The 18,140-nt window shown below is 60.3% G+C and carries 18 protein-coding genes; 13 read left to right on the top strand and 5 right to left on the bottom strand.

Translation table 11 applies throughout. From position 1 onward, the window contains the following. Positions 1 to 3 precede the first annotated feature (3 nt). On the bottom strand, positions 4 to 1,017 hold the full coding sequence (locus FEU76_RS16785; RefSeq protein ID WP_084123787.1) for an AraC family transcriptional regulator: 1,014 nt from the start codon (positions 1,015 to 1,017) through the stop codon (positions 4 to 6). A 153-nt stretch (positions 1,018 to 1,170) separates the two neighbouring features. Here FEU76_RS16785 and FEU76_RS16780 point away from each other — a divergent pair, with 153 nt between their 5' ends. Further along, positions 1,171 to 3,090, top strand: a complete 1,920-nt coding sequence (locus FEU76_RS16780; RefSeq protein ID WP_144984458.1) for an ATP-binding cassette domain-containing protein — start codon at positions 1,171 to 1,173, stop codon at positions 3,088 to 3,090. A 64-nt stretch (positions 3,091 to 3,154) separates the two neighbouring features. On the opposite strand, the gene FEU76_RS16775 is transcribed toward FEU76_RS16780, so the two are convergent. After that, on the bottom strand, positions 3,155 to 3,607 hold the full coding sequence (locus FEU76_RS16775; RefSeq protein WP_016914281.1) for a universal stress protein: 453 nt from the start codon (positions 3,605 to 3,607) through the stop codon (positions 3,155 to 3,157). A gap of 141 nt (positions 3,608 to 3,748) precedes the next feature. Between FEU76_RS16775 and FEU76_RS16770 the strand changes: the two genes are divergently transcribed. Next, positions 3,749 to 4,282 carry a hypothetical protein gene (locus tag FEU76_RS16770; RefSeq protein ID WP_039179390.1) on the top strand — a complete coding sequence of 178 codons (534 nt, stop codon included), beginning with the start codon at positions 3,749 to 3,751 and terminating at the stop codon, positions 4,280 to 4,282. A gap of 29 nt (positions 4,283 to 4,311) precedes the next feature. Here FEU76_RS16770 and slyA read toward each other — a convergent pair whose 3' ends face one another. Next, positions 4,312 to 4,764 (bottom strand): transcriptional regulator SlyA, encoded by a 453-nt coding sequence (slyA, locus tag FEU76_RS16765; RefSeq protein ID WP_081135134.1) that lies wholly within the window; start codon positions 4,762 to 4,764, stop codon positions 4,312 to 4,314. A 71-nt stretch (positions 4,765 to 4,835) separates the two neighbouring features. After that, entirely contained in the window at positions 4,836 to 5,993 is a 1,158-nt protein-coding gene (locus FEU76_RS16760) for a DUF5924 family protein (protein ID WP_096922718.1), read from the bottom strand. Positions 5,994 to 6,284: 291 nt separating this feature from the next. Here FEU76_RS16760 and fadB point away from each other — a divergent pair, with 291 nt between their 5' ends. Both fadB and fadA read left to right on the top strand, forming a co-directional pair. Then, complete coding sequence (gene fadB / locus FEU76_RS16755; RefSeq protein ID WP_144984455.1) at positions 6,285 to 8,471, top strand: fatty acid oxidation complex subunit alpha FadB; 2,187 nt, start codon at positions 6,285 to 6,287, stop codon at positions 8,469 to 8,471. A 24-nt stretch (positions 8,472 to 8,495) separates the two neighbouring features. Further along, positions 8,496 to 9,674 carry an acetyl-CoA C-acyltransferase FadA gene (fadA, locus tag FEU76_RS16750; RefSeq protein ID WP_052196417.1) on the top strand — a complete coding sequence of 393 codons (1,179 nt, stop codon included), beginning with the start codon at positions 8,496 to 8,498 and terminating at the stop codon, positions 9,672 to 9,674. Positions 9,675 to 9,748: 74 nt separating this feature from the next. Here the strand turns inward: fadA and FEU76_RS16745 are convergent, their stop codons facing one another. Next, the gene (locus FEU76_RS16745) at positions 9,749 to 10,210 is read right to left on the bottom strand and encodes a flavodoxin family protein (protein WP_039179407.1); all 462 of its coding nucleotides are present in this window, start codon (positions 10,208 to 10,210) and stop codon (positions 9,749 to 9,751) included. Positions 10,211 to 10,557: 347 nt separating this feature from the next. On the opposite strand from FEU76_RS16745, the gene FEU76_RS16740 reads away from it, so the two are divergent. From FEU76_RS16740 to sufT, 9 genes are all read left to right on the top strand, one after another. Beyond that, positions 10,558 to 10,977: a hypothetical protein gene (locus tag FEU76_RS16740; RefSeq protein WP_230478490.1), complete on the top strand. Its 420-nt coding sequence runs from the start codon at positions 10,558 to 10,560 to the stop codon at positions 10,975 to 10,977. Between the two features lie 53 nt (positions 10,978 to 11,030). After that, positions 11,031 to 11,507 (top strand): YbhB/YbcL family Raf kinase inhibitor-like protein, encoded by a 477-nt coding sequence (locus FEU76_RS16735; protein WP_039179410.1) that lies wholly within the window; start codon positions 11,031 to 11,033, stop codon positions 11,505 to 11,507. Positions 11,508 to 11,601: 94 nt separating this feature from the next. Further along, positions 11,602 to 11,943, top strand: coding sequence for a zinc ribbon domain-containing protein YjdM (locus FEU76_RS16730; RefSeq protein ID WP_039179413.1), 342 nt, complete (start codon positions 11,602 to 11,604; stop codon positions 11,941 to 11,943). 233 nt (positions 11,944 to 12,176) lie between these two features. Continuing rightward, positions 12,177 to 12,641, top strand: coding sequence for an SUF system Fe-S cluster assembly regulator (locus FEU76_RS16725; RefSeq protein ID WP_016914269.1), 465 nt, complete (start codon positions 12,177 to 12,179; stop codon positions 12,639 to 12,641). Between the two features lie 69 nt (positions 12,642 to 12,710). Further along, complete coding sequence (sufB, locus tag FEU76_RS16720; RefSeq protein ID WP_039179416.1) at positions 12,711 to 14,153, top strand: Fe-S cluster assembly protein SufB; 1,443 nt, start codon at positions 12,711 to 12,713, stop codon at positions 14,151 to 14,153. A gap of 39 nt (positions 14,154 to 14,192) precedes the next feature. After that, positions 14,193 to 14,942 carry a Fe-S cluster assembly ATPase SufC gene (sufC, locus tag FEU76_RS16715; RefSeq protein ID WP_039179419.1) on the top strand — a complete coding sequence of 250 codons (750 nt, stop codon included), beginning with the start codon at positions 14,193 to 14,195 and terminating at the stop codon, positions 14,940 to 14,942. Next, complete coding sequence (gene sufD / locus FEU76_RS16710; RefSeq protein WP_016914266.1) at positions 14,939 to 16,279, top strand: Fe-S cluster assembly protein SufD; 1,341 nt, start codon at positions 14,939 to 14,941, stop codon at positions 16,277 to 16,279. The genes sufC and sufD overlap by 4 nt, the downstream gene beginning before the upstream one ends. Positions 16,280 to 16,293: 14 nt before the next feature. After that, entirely contained in the window at positions 16,294 to 17,559 is a 1,266-nt protein-coding gene (locus FEU76_RS16705) for a cysteine desulfurase (RefSeq protein ID WP_144984452.1), read from the top strand. 8 nt (positions 17,560 to 17,567) lie between these two features. Continuing rightward, positions 17,568 to 18,137 (top strand): putative Fe-S cluster assembly protein SufT, encoded by a 570-nt coding sequence (gene sufT, locus FEU76_RS16700; RefSeq protein WP_039179426.1) that lies wholly within the window; start codon positions 17,568 to 17,570, stop codon positions 18,135 to 18,137. The last annotated feature ends 3 nt before the right edge of the window (positions 18,138 to 18,140 follow it).

The following is an 18,140-nucleotide window of genomic DNA, read 5'->3' as shown; positions in this document are numbered from 1 at the left end:
GGCTCAGAGCGCGGTGCCTGCTGTCTGCGCTTTGCGGTAGGCAGCAGGCGAATTGCCGGTCCATTGCTTGAAGGCTCGGCTGAAGCAGGCCTGATCCTCGAAGCCGAGGGTTTCGGCCAGCGCGGAGAGCGGTTCCCTGCTGCGGGTCAATACCTGAATGGCCACGTCCCGCCGATACTCGTCCTTTACCGCCTGAAAGTGGGTGCCCTCTGCCTGCAAGTGGCGTGAAAGAGTACGGACGGACACGTGCAGCGCATTGGCCACGTCGTGAATGGTGCTGGAAGAGAGCTGGTGGCGGTGCAAGTACTCCCGTACGCGATGGGTGGCGATACGGTCTTCGAAAGAGACATAAAACCAGTCTGCTGGCGCACGCTGCAAAAAAGCCCCCAGGTGCTGCTTGCGTTGTCGGACGGGATGTTCCAGAAAAGCCGTATCGAAATAGACCGCCGTTTTCGGCTGGTTGAAGGTCACCTTGCCTGGATAAAAATAGAGATAGTCAGCTCGATGGGCGGGCTGTGGATAGCTGCACTCCATCAATATGGGCGGGATTTTTCGCGCGATCAGCCAGGAAGCAATGCCGTGAAAGAGCTTCAACATCAGCTCATGCACCAGAATGTGGCTACCCTGAAGCGGTTTGTGCTCCTCGAGGGCCATACGAGCCAGGTCGCCCTCCACGGAAAAACAATAGCCAAAGTCATCCAGCACAATACGAAAAAACTGGGTGTAGCGATGTAGTGCGATACGCAGCGTGGGGGCATCCAGCATGCTGAGGCACAGCAGTTTGAGAGTGCCGCAGCGCAGTGGTCGAGAGAAAAAACCGGGCGTCTCATCGTCGAACTCCACCGCCAGAAGCCGATAAAGCTGGGCAAACTGTTCCACCGTTACACGGCCATTGGGAGCCTCGAGCAAGAACGGGGAAATGCCAGACAGCATCAAATAACGCGTGGCCGCTTGCCCGGTGGGAGCCAGGCCACGAAACAGCTCGTTGACAAAGTGCATGGAGACGGTAACGGTCACGCTTTTCCACCCTGTAAGTGCCACAAGACAGCCGTAGGCGTTGCCCCTTTCACGCTGGACGTTAGCACGTTGTACCGTCGGGCTCTATATGAGTGCACCGTTACAGGGATCCATGCGTTACACTGTGCGCCTCACGACGAAGGAGGACACTGCGTGACCCTGTTACGACTCGAACAGCTGCAACTCGCTTACGGCACCCAGGTACTATTGAATCGCGCCGACCTCACGGTTGAAAAGGGCGAGCGGTTGGCGCTGGTCGGGCGCAACGGCACCGGTAAATCCACCCTGTTGAAACTCGTGGCAGGCGACATCCAGGCGGACGACGGCACCATCTGGCGCGCGCCGGGGCTGAAAATCGGCGTGCTGGCCCAGGAGCTGCCCGAATCATCGGGCATGACGATTTTTGACATGGTAGCCCAGGGGCTGCCCGAAGCGGGCGAGCTGCTGTCGGAATACCAGCATCTGATCAACGACCCCGACCCGGACATGAACCGCATGGCCACGCTGCAAACGCGGCTGGAAGCGATTGATGGCTGGTCGTTCCACCAGCGTATCGACGTGGTGCTGACGCGCCTGGGCCTGCCGCCCGAAGCAGAGATGAGCGCGCTTTCCGGTGGCTGGCGTCGTCGCGTGGCGCTGGCCAGGGCGCTGGTGTCGGAGCCGGACTTGCTGCTGCTGGATGAGCCCACCAACCACCTGGATCTGGATACGATTGCGTGGCTGGAAGAGCAACTGCTGGCGTTCAATGGCGCCGTGCTGCTGATCACCCACGACCGTGCCTTTCTGTCGAAGTTGGCCACCCATATTCTGGAACTGGACCGTGGCAAGCTGGGCCGCTACCCCGGCGTGTACGCGGAGTATCAAGAGCGCAAGCAGCACGAGCTGGAAATCGAATCGCGTGAAAATGCGTTGTTCGACAAGAAGCTGGCCCAGGAGGAGACCTGGATCCGTCAAGGAATCAAGGCGCGCCGAACCCGTAACGAAGGGCGCGTGCGGGCTCTGGAAGCGATGCGCAATGAGCGCAGCCAGCGCCGTGAGCGCCAGGGCACGGCCAACCTGACCGTGGACAGCGGCGAGCGCACGGGCAAGCGGGTGGTCGAGCTCAAGGGCGTTAGCCAGTATTTTGGCGACGACACCATCTTGCGCAACGTCAATCTGGAAGTCATGCGCGGCGACCGTATCGGTTTCCTGGGTCGCAATGGCGCGGGCAAGACCACGCTGTTGAAAATCCTGCTGGGAGAGCTTGCTCCAAGCGAAGGCAGCGTGCAGCTGGGCACCAACCTGAAGGTGGCCTACTTTGACCAGCTTCGGGCGGGGCTGGAGCTGGAGAAAACCGTTTACGACAACGTGGCGCAGGGCAGTGATCGGGTCACTGTCGGCGGCAAGGACCGCCATGTGATGAGCTACTTGCAGGATTTCCTGTTCACGCCGGATCGTGTGCGTCAGCCGGTCAAGGCGCTGTCGGGGGGCGAGTCCAACCGCCTGCTGCTGGCCAAGCTGTTTACGCAGCCTGCCAACGTGCTGGTGCTCGATGAGCCCACCAACGACCTGGACATGGAAACCCTTGAGCTGCTCGAAGAGCTGCTGCTCGACTTCGATGGCACGCTGCTGCTTGTTTCCCACGACCGTACCTTCATGGACAACGTGGTGACCAGCATGCTGGCCTTCGAAGGGGAAGGGCGCGTGCGCGAGTACGTGGGTGGCTACACCGACTGGATTCGACAAGGTGGCAAGCTGCCCCCAGCCCCCTGGGAGGGTGCTGCCCGCCAGCAGACGGAGCCGACATCGGTACCTGCACCAGAAGTGGTCGAAAAACCCGTCAACGAGCCAGCCAGGAAGTCCGTGAAGCTCTCCTACAAGCTGCAGCGAGAGCTGGATGCGCTGCCTGCCGAAATAGAGCGACTGGAGCAGGAAGTCGAGACGCTTGAGCAGGAAGTGGGTGATCCGGGGTTTTACCAGCAGGAAGCCACCGCCGTGACTGCCAGGCTGCAAGCCCTGGAAAAAGTGCAGCAGTCGCTGGAAACGGCAATGGAGCGCTGGATGGAGCTGGAGGCGATGGCGAACGGCGAATAGCCTGCAAGGCACTATAAAAAAGGCCCCGTAAGGGGCCTTTGGCGTTAGGGTCGGTCATGGCCGATCACTCGTCGCTTTTTTCGCCTTTCTTGCCGACGCGCACGGCCAGTACGTCGCACTGGGCGCCATGCAGCACGCCGGTAGAGGTAGAGCCCAGCAGCAGGGCAAAGCCGTGGCGGCCGTGGGAACCCACCACGATGAGATCCACATTGTGCTCATCGGCAAAGCGATGGATCTCGGTATCGGGCATGCCCACCACCACGTGCTGGTCGGCGGGCTCGACGTGCGGAGCGGCAATGTCTGCCAAGCGTTTTTTCGCGTGATCGTCCAGCTGGTCCTGAATGCTGGTCAGGTCCATGGGTATATCGCCACCGTAGGCGAAGCCCAGCGGCTCCAGCGTGTGCATGATCGAGAGCTTGGCGCCGTTATTGCGTTCGGCAATCGCCACGGCGCGTTCAAGGATCTTGTGCGAGTCCTTGGTGAGGTCGACGGCGACCAGAATGTGGTGATAGCTCATGGCGTATCTCCTTGGTGGTATTTAACAAAGAGAAGCTTCGTTAGATAACCTTACTTTAGGCCGGGTAGTGGCGCTGCACAACGACCTGGATCATGGTTTTTTGCAATCGTTGCCCTGCACGGCAATGCAAGAGGTGGCTAAATGGAATGGTTGGTGATTGTTCTGATTCTGCTGTTCGTGATGGCGCCGGTGATGTGGCTCAAGCCCAGCCCCCGCCAGAAGCGCCAGATGGCGCTACGCGACAGTGCGCGGCAGCAGGGGGTGACCATCAAGATGGCCGTGCCGCCGCTGCATCATTTCAAAGGCACCATGCCAGCCTATCGGTGGCGGTTTGGCCAGGAGACGCCGGGGCCGGATTTCGTTCTGGTGCGCGATAGCCATGCCAGCGCGGCACTGGAAGCCTTTCATGCTGGCTGGCGGTGGCGTATTGCGCCGCTGCGACCGCTACCGGAGAGCGCCGACGCCACGCTGCGCACCTTGCTGGAGCGTTTGCCCCAGGATGCGCTGGTGCTGGAGTGCAACTCGTACGCCTTGACGCTATGGTGGTGGGAATCACAAACCGCCGAACGCTTTACCAGCTACCTGGGCGATATCATGACCTTGAAAGAGGCGCTGGGCGGCCTGTCAGACCGCCCTCCCGGCAAGGCGCTGTCGTCAGGCGGTCGACCCTCCTGACGAGATAGCTGTTCATGGTTGGCGGTGGATCATACCGTCGGCTTGTCCTGGTCTCTGGCCTGCATGGCCAGACCATTGGATTCAATTTGCGCCAGCCACTGGTCCAACTGGATCAGGTCGCTGTCGCTCAACCCGGCGAAGATCTCCTTGCGGGCGGCGAGCACTACGCTGTCGATCTGTTCCAGCAGCGGCATCGCCGCCGGGGTGAGATAAATGCGCTTGCTGCGACGGTCAGTGTCACAGGCGCGCCGCTCCACCAGCCCCTGCTCTTCCAGCTGCCCCAGCGTGCGCACCAGCGAAGGTGCCTCGACGCCAATGGCCCGCGCCAGATAGCACTGCGGGTTGCCTTCGCCGAGCTTCCACAAGTGATAAAGCGTGACCCAGCGCGTTTGGGTCAGCCCCAGCGGTGCTAGCCTGCGGTCGATGATGGAGCGCCATAAATGGGGCAATCGGGCAATACGAAAACCAATAGTTGAAGCCATAGTCGCTAGCTACCAGAAAATGTGAGTGGGCGAATTGTCATAAGCTGCGCCGCTGAATGCAAGGCGTTATGCTAATCGGCGGCGTCTGGGGCCTGCTGGTCAGAACGGCTGCCTGCCACGAATCGCCGTAAATTGAGCGCGCTCAATCCGCTGCGCTGAATGGTGCTGTCGGCCATGGAGGCCTGCTGCTCGTCATCCGAGACCGTGAAGCGGATCAGCCCCAATCGTTGTCCTCCTTCGGTCATGATGTCGACTCGCCAATCCCCTGCGGGGTTTTCAGGGAAGTTGCGTTTATGGCTCCAGGCGCGATACCCCTGTTCACGGCCGCCGTTGATAGTCAGGGCAATACGGTCCATGGGCGTACCATTATGATGCCAGACATGATAAATGGTTTCGCTCAAGCCGCGTGGTGCGCGAATGGCGGTATATACATAGAGCCCATGGGTGCGCAGGGCCTCGGGAGTCAGCGGAGTGGTACCCTGGGGCACGCGCTGCTGGGTATCGAAAGCAGGCGATAGCGCGCTGCCCGTCATCCACAGACTGGCGGGGGGCACCCAGACGCGGCCAAGCCAGGCGCCGTAGGCCAGCACCATGGTCAAGGCAAGAAAACCACACCAGCGCGCCAGGCTGCGTTGCTTCAGCAGATGCCAGAAGCTGGGCAGGGCCACCAGGACGGTGAGCACCAGCGCCAGCAGCAGGCTTTGCCGGGTGGTCAGATGCAGCATGATCGGCAAGATCACCAGCAGAACCAGAAAGACGCATTGCGCATGAAACATGAAGTACAGGCTGCGCCATCGTCCGGCCAGCTTGTAATACAGTGGGTCGATGATCGATAGCACGGCCATGGCCATGACCAGTAGGGCAAACAGCGTCTGCCCGCTATTCCACACCGTGGTGATCAGGATGAACGGCAGGGTGAAAAATAGCGTCTCCTGGTGAATCATCTGGGCAATGAAAGAGGCAATGCCCTTGGGCAGGGTAGGGTGGCCGCGCCTGGCCAGCAGCCGCCCGATCAGGCTTTCCGACAGCAGCAGAAGCCAAGCCACCAGCAGCCCCACCGCCAGGGCCACTCCCAGCCACTGCTGACGATCCACCAGAAAAAAACTGCCCAGGCCTGCTGCAAATGCCATGGGCGGCCACAGCCAGCTCCATGGTTTCAGGCGCTCTACAAGACGCTCGACCCAGGCCTGTACGGCCCGTGTCCGAGCGGGATTCAATAAAGTGCCCATCGTCTGATCGCTCGATTCAATCGTGAAGTGTGATGATTCCTTAGCATACGCACTAATTTTCGCATACGTCGCAGTCTGCAGAACAAAAACGCAAAAATGATGGCAGCCGCTGATGGCTGCCGAGATTCATGAAAGGTCCCCACAAGGACTATGCTGAGGGCTGGATTAGCCAAAAGTCAGGGGTTGACGTACTCGAGCAACTCCACCAAGCTAAGGCAATCAAACGACCGTATGAATGCGCGGCGGGTTCGCCGAAGCTAACCTGCCCGACACTATGTGGAGAGAGCGCGAATGATCTATCAAGGCAATGCCATCACGGTGGAGCGTCGTGACACCCAGGGTGGCAATGATGTCGCGGTGCTCACTTTCGACCTGAAAGATGAGTCCGTCAACAAGCTTTCCAGTGCCGTGGTGGCGGAGCTGGGAGACGCGGTCAAGGCGCTGCAGGCCGCAAGTGGTGTGCAAGGTCTGATGATCCGCAGTGCCAAGGACGTGTTTATCGTCGGTGCCGACATTACCGAATTCCACAGCCTGTTCGACAAGGGCGAAGAGTATCTGGTGGAGATGAACCTCAAGGTTCACGATATCTTCAACGCCATCGAAGACCTGCCGTATCCCACCGTGACGGCGATCAATGGACTGGCGCTGGGCGGCGGCTGTGAAGTGCTGTTGACCACCGACTATCGCGTGATGAGCGAGAAAGCCAAGATTGGCCTGCCGGAAACCAAACTGGGCATTCTGCCAGGCTGGGGTGGCTGCGTGCGCCTGCCACGTCTGATCGGGGCAGATAACGCCGTGGAGTGGATTGCCGGTGGCACCGAAAACCGTGCCGATGCCGCCTTGAAAGTAGGCGCCGTTGATGCTGCCGTTGCCCACGAGCTGCTGGAAGAGGCAGCGCTGGACATCCTCGACCGTGCCAATGCCGGTGAGCTGGATTACCAGGCCCGCCGCGAGGAGAAAACCTCTCCGCTGAAGCTCAACGCCATCGAGCAGATGATGGCCTTCGAAACCGCCAAAGGCTATGTGGCCGGTAAAGCAGGCCCGCACTACCCGGCACCCGTGGAAGCCATCAAGGTCATCCAGAAAGGGGCCGGAGAAACCCGTGCGCGTGCCCAGGCCATCGAAGCCAAGTCCTTCGCCAAGCTGGCGCTGAGTAGCGTTGCCTTCAACCTGGTGGGGCTGTTCCTCAACGATCAGGTGGTCAAGAAGAAAGGCAGCAAATACGAGAAGCAGGCGCAGCCGGTCAAGCAGACTGCCGTGCTGGGTGCTGGCATCATGGGTGGCGGTATCGCCTACCAGAGTGCCAGCAAAGGCACTCCGATCCTGATGAAAGACATCAAGGACGATGCCATCGAGCTTGGCCTGAAAGAGGCTCGCAAACTGTTTTCCAAGCAGGTAGAGCGCAAGAAGCTCACTACTGAGCAAATGGCCGAGAAACTCTCCAACATCCGCCCGACGCTCTCTTACGGCGATTTCGGCAATGTCGATCTGGTGGTCGAAGCGGTGGTGGAAAACCCCAACGTCAAGGATGCGGTGCTGACCGAAGTAGAGGGCATGGTGGGTGAGAACACGATTCTTACCTCCAACACGTCCACCATTTCGATCAACCGTCTGGCGAAGAATCTGAAGCGCCCGGAAAACTTCTGCGGTATGCACTTCTTCAACCCCGTGCACCGTATGCCGCTGGTGGAAGTCATTCGTGGCGAGAAAACCTCCGACGCCGCCGTGGCCGCCACCGTGGCTTACGCCCGCGCCATGGGCAAGACGCCCATCGTGGTCAACGACTGCCCGGGCTTTCTGGTCAACCGCGTGCTGTTCCCTTACTTCGGCGGCTTCAGCTTCCTGGTAGAGCAAGGGGCCGACTTCCAGCGTGTCGATAAGGTCATGGAGAAGTTTGGCTGGCCCATGGGCCCGGCGTATCTGCTGGATGTCGTCGGTATGGATACCGCCGTGCACGCCAACGAGGTGATGGCCGAAGGCTTCCCTGAGCGCATGGCGCGTGAAGGCAAAACCGCCATACAGGTGATGTATGACAACCAGCGCCTGGGCCAGAAGAACGACAAGGGCTTCTACGCCTACGAAGAGGACAAGAAAGGCAAGCCGAAGAAGGTCAGCGATGAGCAGGCCCATGCCCTCGTGAAAGACGTCGTGAAAGAGCAGAAAGAGTTTTCCGACGAGGACATCGTGGCGCGCATGATGGTGCCGCTGTGCCTGGAAACCGTACGTTGCCTGGAAGACGGCATCGTCGAGACGCCCGCAGAAGCCGATATGGCACTGATTTACGGCATTGGCTTCCCGCCCTTCCGCGGTGGCGCGCTGCGCTACATCGATGCGTTGGGCGTGGCCGAGTTCGTCGCTCTGGCCGACCGTTTGGCCGAAGAGTTGGGACCGCTCTACGCACCTACCGAGAAACTGCGCGCCATGGCCAAGAACAACGAGCAGTTCTATGCCGGTTCTACTGCTAGCGCTCAGGCCTAAGTCACCACCCACAGGAGAAATATGATGAGTTTGAATCCGAGAGATATCGTGGTGGTGGACGGTGTTCGTACCGCCATGGCAAAAGCAAAGAACGGCGCTTTCCGTAACGTACGTGCCGAGAACCTGTCTGCTGCCGTGATGCAGGCGCTGTTCAGCCGGAATCCCAATCTGGATCCGTCGGAAGTGGACGATGTGATCTGGGGCTGCGTCAACCAGACTCTGGAGCAGTCCATGAACATCGCCCGTAACGCGGCGATCATGACCGGCATTCCTCGTAGCGTGCCTGCGCAAACGGTGAACCGTCTGTGTGGCTCCTCGATGACCGCGCTGCACATTGCGGCGGCCAACATCAAGGCGGGCATGGGCGACTTCTATGTGATTGGTGGCGTGGAGCACATGGAGCACGTGCCCATGGCCCACGGTGTGGACGTGAACCCGGCAGCCAGCAAGTACGCTGCCAAGGCGGCCATGATGATGGGCCTGACCGCCGAACTGCTGGGCAAGATGCACGGCATCTCCCGCGAAGACCAGGACAAGTTCGGCGTACGCTCGCATCAGCGCGCCCAGGCAGCCATGGAGAAGGGCTACTTCGATAACGAGATCATCGGTGTCGAAGGCCACGACCAGCGCGGCTTCAAGGTACTGGTGAAGAACGACGAAGTGATCCGTGCCGATGCCAGCCTGGAGTCCATGGCCAACCTGAAGCCGGTGTTCGACCCCCGTAGTGGCACCGTCACGGCCGGTACTTCATCGGCGCTGTCGGTGGGGGCCTCCGCCATGGCAGTGATGAGCTACGAGCGTGCCCAGGCGCTGGGGCTGGAGCCGATTGCCCGCGTGCTGTCGACCGGTGTGGCAGGCTGTGATGCCTCCATCATGGGCTACGGCCCGGTACCCGCGTCCAAAAAGGCCTTGAAGGCCGCTGGCCTGTCGGCAGCGGATATTCAAACCGTTGAGCTCAACGAGGCGTTTGCTGCCCAGGGTCTGCCGGTGCTCAAGGACCTGGGCTTCCTCGATGCCATGGACGAAAAGGTCAACCTGAACGGCGGTGCCATCGCCCTGGGCCACCCGTTGGGCTGCTCCGGTTCGCGCATCTGTACCACGCTGCTCAATGTGATGCAGCAGCGCGATACCACTCTGGGCCTGGCGACCATGTGTATCGGTATGGGCCAAGGCGTTGCCACGGTGTTCGAGCGCTTGAAATGACGCGCCCGCCAGCCATGTGATTGCAAAACGGCACCTTCGGGTGCCGTTTTGCCGTTTGCAGGGGGGGCGTGGCATCAAAACATGCCGCCATCCAGCCCGGCCGCCAACGCCATGGCCAGCTCCTCGACCTGTGCAGCAAATGTCTCCTGCCACTCGCCTCGCAAGACCACCGGTTGCTGAACCCAGCGCCAGCGCAGCCCGGTCACGATGCTTTCCACGGCTCGCTGGGTGCCCGTGCCGTCGTGGCCAGCGCGAATGTAGAGCGCGCAGGGCAAGCCCTGCTTCTCATCCAATACTGGGTAGTAGCTACGGTCGAAAAAATCCTTCAGGGCACCGCTCATGTAGCCGAGGTTTTCGGTGGTGCCGAGCAGAACGGCGTCGCAGGCCAGCAGGTCGGCGGGCCCTGCTTCGAAGGGAGTTTTCACCGTACAGACGACATGCTCGAGATCGGGATGCTCTGCCCCTCGCCTGGCAGCTTCCCTCAAGGCCTGGGTATTGACGGAAGGGGCGTGAGCGACGATTAATAGCTGTTTCATGGCAAAGACCTGCGCAGTGGCGATTGGCGATGTGCCCCGTAGGTGCCACACTAAAGGCAGCATGACGGCTGGTAAAGCACTGCTCAAACGTCGTGCTGACGTCATGGCTAGCCAGACGAGTATCACGATAAAGGGACAATCTGTTGAAAGCTCAACAAGGGAAGCGAGTCATGTATCTGCAGGCCAGGAGCGTGGGGAAGAGAGTAGGGCAGATAGCGGGGAAGCGCGTAGGGAAAGCGGCAGCATGCGCAGCCGTGCTGCTGTTGGTGGGGTGTGCAGGCCAGCCCTCGCCCTCCAGTAGCGCAGTGGAGTCTCCTTCGGCGGTGGAGCCTGCAGTATCACCTGTTATGCCGTCGGCCACGCGCGCGTCCGCCTCACCGGTCACGGATTGGGTGCCGCCGCTGCTGGCCAGCCCCGAAGAAGAAGCGGCTTACTATGTCAGTCGCTTGGCAGACCGCAGTTTCGTTTCGCAATATGGTGGCCCGGATAATCCGCGCCCCTGGTACATTGCCGCTGAGCGGCTGGGTGAGATCGGGGCGCCCGCAGTGCCACTTCTGCTGGCCAGGCTCAATACGCAGGACGCCTACGAGCTGATGCTGGTGCTGTATGCCCTGCACTTGGCCACGCAAGACCCGCTGATCACCTTCCAGACCCGTGGGGAATCCGTGCAGCTGCCGGGGGTGCTGGACGAGCGCATGAATGCCGACAATCGGCGCCTCGTCGAAGAGTGGCAGCAGCGCCATGCGGCGGCGTTGGATTTAGGCTAACGGTTTGGCTACATTGATGAATTGAACCTACGATCGACGATTTGGAGATGACGATGGGATTTGCACTATCTTCCATGCAGGTCAGCAGTACGGCCTTTGGTCAGCATCAGGCCATCCCTGCCAAGCATACCGGCGAAGGCGAAGACATCTCACCCGATCTGGCCTGGCAGGGTGCACCTGAAGGTACCCAAGGCTATGCGGTGATCTGCCACGATCCCGATGCCCCGCTGGTCAAAGAGGGCAGCTACGGTTTTGTGCATTGGGTGCTATACAACTTGCCGGGCGATATGACGTCGCTGGAAGAGAATACTACTCAAGGCACCTTGGGGATGTCGGATTTCGGCAAGCCGGGCTATGGCGGCCCAATGCCGCCGGAAGGCCATGGTAGCCACCTCTACTATTTCTGGGTACTGGCACTGGACCAGGCAACCACGCTTCCCGAAGGACTGACGCTGCCCGAACTGCTGCGTGCCGTCGAGCCGCACCTGCTGGGCATGAATCGGCTGGTCGGTACCTACCAGCGCGACTGACCTATCTCTTCAGGCTGGAGCATTTTGCCCAAGCCGTGTAGGCTCCACCGCTTTCTACGTCCAGTAGATGACCCGATAGCGATGGAGCCTTTTCATGAGTGACCTTCCCAACTGCCCCGCCTGCGCCTCTGAATTCACCTATGACGACGGCCTGCAATTCGTGTGCCCGGAATGCGGCCATGAGTGGTCGAAAGGTGGTGAAGAGGAAACCGCATCCGCCAGCACCGGCATTCGTGATGCCAACGGTAACCCGCTGGTCGATGGCGACACGGTGACCGTGATCAAGGATCTCAAGGTGAAGGGCAGCTCGCTGGTGGTCAAAGTGGGAACGCGGGTCAAGAACATCCGCCTGGTCTCCGGTGATCACGACATCGACTGCAAGATAGATGGCATTGGCCCGATGAAATTGAAGTCGATTTTCGTCAAGAAAGCCTGATGTTGCCACTTGCCAGGGGTCGATGCTCATTTCTGGGTCGCCGGTCATAGCTTTTATGAATGAGAATGATTGGCTTTTTTGAAGTTATCAGCGGCGAACGTGCCAGGAAGTAGCGACTTTTGCGAAGGATTTTGCAGAAGGGCTTCACATCATTTTTATACAGGACTAAAATGGTCCCCAATTAATGGGTAAGCCTCTTCCTCGCACACGGGGCCTTACATACGGGAGTCACCATGCTCAAGCTTTCTCGGCTGACAGACTATGCGGCGGTGGTGATGGCGCAAATCGCGCGCCATCCGAACACTTCCCATGCCGCCGCCGATCTGGCCGAAGCCGTTCAGCTGCCGCACCCGACTGTGAGCAAGACGCTTAAAATGCTGGTCAAGGCCGGGTTGCTGGAGTCCCAGCGCGGCGCCCAGGGTGGGTATCGGCTGGCACGCCCCGCCTCGCGGATTACCGCCGCCGATATCATCAGCGCCATCGAAGGTCCCGTGGCCATGACCGAGTGCAGCCAGGCGGAAGGCGAGTGCGACCTGGTGGCTACCTGTGGTGTGGCCGACAACTGGCAGCGCGTTTCCCTGGCCATTCGCACGCTGCTGGAGAGCGTCACCCTGGCGCACCTCGCCGACACCGCGCCCATCAAGCTGCCCGTTCAGCTACCCATTCAAAGCATTACGCTATCGGCGGCTTCGGCGTAAGTCGCAACCACATTCACTCTTATTGACGGCGAGCTCAACTCGCCACCCAACTGCCCGGAGGGTATCACCATGGCAAGCGAAGAAATGGAACAGTTGGTTCGTCGCGAGTACAAAGATGGCTTTGTCACCGATATCGAAAGCGACACACTGCCACCTGGCCTGGATGAAAACACCATTGCCTTCATTTCCAAGAAGAAGGGCGAGCCGGAATGGATGCTGGAGTGGCGTCTGGATGCCTATCGTCAGTGGCTGAAAATGGAAGAGCCCTCCTGGGCACACCTCGATTATCCGCCCATCGATTATCAGGCGATCTCCTACTACAGCGCGCCAAAGCGTCCGGAAGACCGTCCTCAAAGCCTCGATGAGGTAGATCCCAAGCTGCTGGAAACCTACGAGAAGCTGGGTATCCCGCTGCACGAGCGTGCTGCCCTGGCGGGTGTGGCGGTCGATGCGGTATTCGATTCGGTATCGGTAGCCACCACGTTCAAGAAAGAGCTGGCGGAAGCCGGGGTCATCTTCTGCTCCATCTCGGAAGCCATCCGCGACTACCCGGAGCTGATCAAGCAGTACCTGGGCACCGTCGTGCCGGTCGCCGACAACTACTTTGCTGCGCTGAACTCTGCGGTGTTCACCGACGGCTCGTTCGTTTTCGTGCCGGAAGGCGTCACCTGTCCGATGGAGCTGTCCACCTACTTCCGTATCAACGCGGCCAATACCGGACAGTTCGAGCGCACGCTGGTGATCTGCGAAAGTCGTGCCCAGGTCTCCTACCTGGAAGGCTGTACGGCGCCCATGCGCGATGAAAACCAGCTGCACGCAGCGGTGGTCGAGCTGGTGGCGCTGGATGATGCCTACATCAAGTACTCCACCGTTCAGAACTGGTACCCCGGTGATGAAGAGGGCAAAGGCGGTATCTACAACTTCGTGACCAAGCGCGGCGACTGCCGTGGTGAGCGCTCGCGTATCAGTTGGACGCAGGTGGAAACCGGCTCGGCCATTACCTGGAAATACCCCTCTTGCGTACTGCGTGGCAAGGACAGCATCGGTGAGTTCTACTCGGTGGCCGTGACCAACGGGCGCCAGCAGGCGGATACCGGCACCAAGATGATCCATATCGGTGAAGGCACACGCTCCTACATCGTGGCCAAGGGTATCTCGGCGGGCAGGAGTGATCAGTCCTATCGCGGTATGGTCAAGATCGGCCCGCGTGCCAAAGGCGCACGTAACTTTACCCAGTGCGATTCGCTGCTGATCGGCGACAAGTGCGGTGCCCACACTTTCCCGTACCAGGAAATCGGCAACAGCACGGCGACCATCGAGCACGAAGCCACCACGTCGAAAATCGGTGAAGACCAGCTCTTCTACTGCCAGAGCCGCGGCATCTCGGAAGAAGATGCGGTGAGCATGATCGTGAACGGCTTCTGCAAGGATGTCTTCCAGGAGCTGCCGATGGAGTTTGCGGTAGAAGCGGAAGCACTGTTGAACGTCACTCTTGAAGGTGCGGTGGGCTAACCGCGCAGGCATCCCCCTATTTTTTAAAAGGCGATTACTATGTTGCAAGTGAATGATTTACACGTCACCGTCGACGGCAAAGAGATTCTGAAAGGCCTGACGCTCACCATCAATGCCGGTGAAGTGCACGCCATCATGGGCCCCAACGGCGCGGGTAAATCCACCTTGTCAGCGGTCATTGCGGGCAAGGATGGCTACGAAGTCACCCAGGGCAGCATCACCTTCGAAGGCCAGGACGTGCTGGAAATGGAAATCGAAGAGCGCGCCCAGGCAGGCCTGCTGCTGGGTTTCCAGTACCCCGTCGAGATTCCGGGGGTGAAGAACATTTACCTGCTGAAGTCGGCGCTGAACGCGCAGCGTGCTGCCCGCGGTGAAGGCGAGATGCCCGCCCCAGAGTTCATGAAGCTGGTCAAAGAGAAGCTGAACTTCATGAAAATGGATGCCAGCTTCCTGCAGCGCGCGGTGAACGAAGGCTTCTCCGGCGGTGAAAAGAAGCGTAACGAAATCCTGCAGATGCTGGTGCTGCAGCCCAAGCTGGCCATGCTGGACGAAATCGACTCCGGCCTGGACATCGACGCCATGAAGGTCGTGGCCGATGGGGTCAACAGCCTGCGCGCCGAAGAGCGTGCCATTCTGCTGGTCACGCACTACCAGCGCCTGCTGGACTACATCGTGCCCGACAAGGTCCACGTCCTGATGGATGGTCGTATCGTCAAGACCGGTGACGCGGCGTTGGCCAAAGAGCTGGAGGCCAACGGTTACGAAGGCATCGAGGAGTCCGTGGCATGAGCGAGACACAAACCTTTCTGGATACGCTGGCGGCGCGCAGCCAACAGCGTGGCGCAGAGCCCAGCTGGATGGCCGCACGCCGCCAGGCGGGGGCCGCACGCTTCGAGGCGATGGGCTTTCCTACTCGTCGCGATGAAGAGTGGAAATACACCGACGTACGCGCCATTGCTCAGGGAAATTTCGCCCTGGCCGATAACGCCGAGTTCTCTCAGGCGCAGGCGGCTGCGCTGACGCTGCCACTGGAAGCCTATCGCCTGACCTTCGTCGATGGCGTATTTTCGGCGGCGCTGTCTGACCTGGAAGGTCTGCCTTCCAGCGTGCAGGTCATGCCGCTCTCCAAGGCGCTCAGCGATAACCATGAAGCGGTGGGTGGCCCGCTGGGTCGTTTGACCGGCGTGGAATTCTCCCCCTTCTCGGCGCTCAACACCGCGTTCGTGGAAGAAGGGGCCGTGGTGCGTATTGCGCCCGGCACGGTAGTGGAAAAGCCGATTCTGCTGCAGTTTCTCTCACGGGCCGGGGCGCCGGTCATGAGCCACCCGCGGGTGCTGGTCGAAGCGGCCGGGCGCAGTGAGGCCACGCTGATCGAGCACTACGTGGGGGAAGCCGATGCTGCCAACTTCACCAACGTGGTCGGTGAGCTGATGCTGGACCGTGGTGCGATCCTCAACCACTACAAGCTTCAGGAAGCTCCGCTGGGCGATCTGCACATTGCCAGTATCCACGTGGAGCAGAGTCGCGACAGCCGCTACACCTCCTACAACCTGAATCTGGGCGGTGCGCTGGTGCGCAACGACCTGATTTGCGAGCTGGACGGGCAGGGCGCCGAAAGCAACCTGTACGGGCTGTTCTTCGGTCAGGGTCGCCAGCACGTGGATAACCACACCAAGGTCAACCACAACGCGCCGCTGACGTTCTCCAACGAGAACTACAAGGGCATTCTGGATGACCGTGCGCAGGGCGTCTTCAACGGCCGGGTATACGTCAAGCGCGACAGCCAGAAAATCGAAGGCTTCCAGAGCAACCAGAACCTGCTGCTTTCCGACCGCGCGCAAATCAACGCCAAGCCGGAGTTGGAAATCTACGCCGATGACGTCAAGTGCTCCCACGGCACCACCACGGGCCAGCTGGATGAAGAAGCCGTCTATGCGCTGCGTACCCGGGGTATCGACGAAGCCACGGCGCGCGGCCTGCTGACACTGGCCTTTGCCGGTGAAGTGCTGGAACAGGTCACGCTGGATGCCATTGCCGAGCGAGTCGAGCTGGCGGTGGCAGGCAAACTGCCCGAGCGCTTCAACCTGGCAGGGCTGGTGGAAGCAGCGGCTGCGCTGAACGATTAATCAAGGAGTCCCCCATGCCCCAGAGCGTGATTGAGAAAGCGACCACGGCCAGCACTGCCGCCTACGATATCGAGGCCCTGCGCCGCGAATTCCCCGTGCTCCAGCGGGAAGTGCACGGCAAGCCGCTGGTCTATCTGGACAATGCTGCTACCAGCCAGACTCCCCAGGCGGTCATCGACGTGTTTGGCGACTACTACGCTCGCTACAACGCCAACATCCACCGTGGGCTGCACACCCTGGCGGATGAGGCGACGGCCGCGTTCGAAGCGACACGTCATCGCGCCAGGGACTTTCTCAATGCCGAGGATGCTCGCCAGATCATCTTCACTCGGGGCACCACTGAGGCGATCAATCTGGTCGCCCAGAGCTGGGGGCGAAGCCAGCTGCAGGCGGGCGACGAAGTGCTCATCTCGATGCTGGAGCACCACTCCAACATCGTGCCTTGGCAGCTGTTGGCCGCCGAGCGTGGTTTCACCATCAAGGTGATCCCGGTAGACGCTCATGGTGCGCTGGACATGGACGCCTATCGCACACTGCTCAACGAGCGTACCCGGCTGGTGGCGGTGAATCATGTGTCCAATGCGCTGGGGACCATCAACCCGGTCAAGGAAATGGCCGCGTTGGCCCATCAGCAGGGCGCACTGATTCTGGTCGACGGTGCCCAGGCGACGCCGCACCAAAAAGTGGATGTTCAGGACATCGACGCCGACTTCTACGCTTTCTCCGGCCACAAGGTGTATGGCCCCACGGGCGTGGGCGTGCTGTATGGCAAGGCGGCGCTGCTGGAGGCCATGCCGCCCTGGCAGGGGGGCGGTGAGATGATCAAGACCGTCTCGTTCGACGTGGGCACAACCTTCGCGGACATTCCCCACAAGTTCGAAGCCGGCACGCCTGCCATTGCGGAAGTGATTGCGCTGGGGCGTGCGCTGCAGTGGATAGAGGAGGTGGGGGTCGAGGCCATTGGCGACTGGGAAGCCGTGCTGTTGACCCATGCCACTCAGGCCGTCAGCCACATCGACGGACTGCGCATTCTAGGCACGGCGCCGCACAAGGCGGGAGTGCTGTCGTTCGTGGTGGACGGTGCCCACTCCCAGGATATCGGGCTATTGATCGACCAGCTGGGCGTGGCGATTCGCACGGGGCATCACTGTGCGCAGCCGCTGCTCCACCATTTTGGCGTCGAGGCTACCTGTCGTGCCTCGTTTGCAGCGTATAATACCCTGCAAGAGGTCGATGCGTTCGTTGCGGCGCTGAACCGTGTGATCCAAATGGTACGCTAAGGACATCTATGGATATCGAGCAAGTGGCCAGCCTCGAACGAGGCCAGAAACTGCCGCTACAGCGTGATGTAGAAGCCATTGCCATTCCGTTCGGCAAGACGGATACGCTGGCAGAAGATAGCATCGTCAGTGTCATGCAGGCGAAAGGCAGCTCTGTCAGCGTTGGATACGAAGGGCGGCTGTATCTGATCGAGGGTCGCAATCTCGATGCCTTGGGGCTTGAAGCATTGCCACGGCCTACGCTGCCTGAATCCGCCAGCGATGACGAGATCGAGCAGTTCGTCTGGGATCAGCTGCGCACCTGTTTCGATCCGGAAATTCCGGTCAACATCGTCGATCTGGGGCTGGTGTACGGGTGTCGTATCGAGCGCTTGATCAGCGGTGAGCGCATCGTCACCATTCGCATGACGCTGACCGCGCCTGGCTGCGGCATGGGCGATGTCATCGCTGCCGATGCGCGCAACAAGATTCTGGGAGCGCCGCAGATCAGCAAGGTGCATACCGAAATCGTCTTCAGCCCCGCCTGGAGTCGTGACATGATGAGCGATGAAGCCAAGCTTGAGCTCGGCATGTTCTAACCC

Origin of the sequence: Halomonas sp. C22, from assembly GCF_007655045.1 — a bacterium.
Classification (GTDB): Bacteria; Pseudomonadota; Gammaproteobacteria; order Pseudomonadales; family Halomonadaceae; genus Vreelandella; species Vreelandella hamiltonii.
This window is presented reverse-complemented; position numbering and strand designations above follow the sequence as displayed.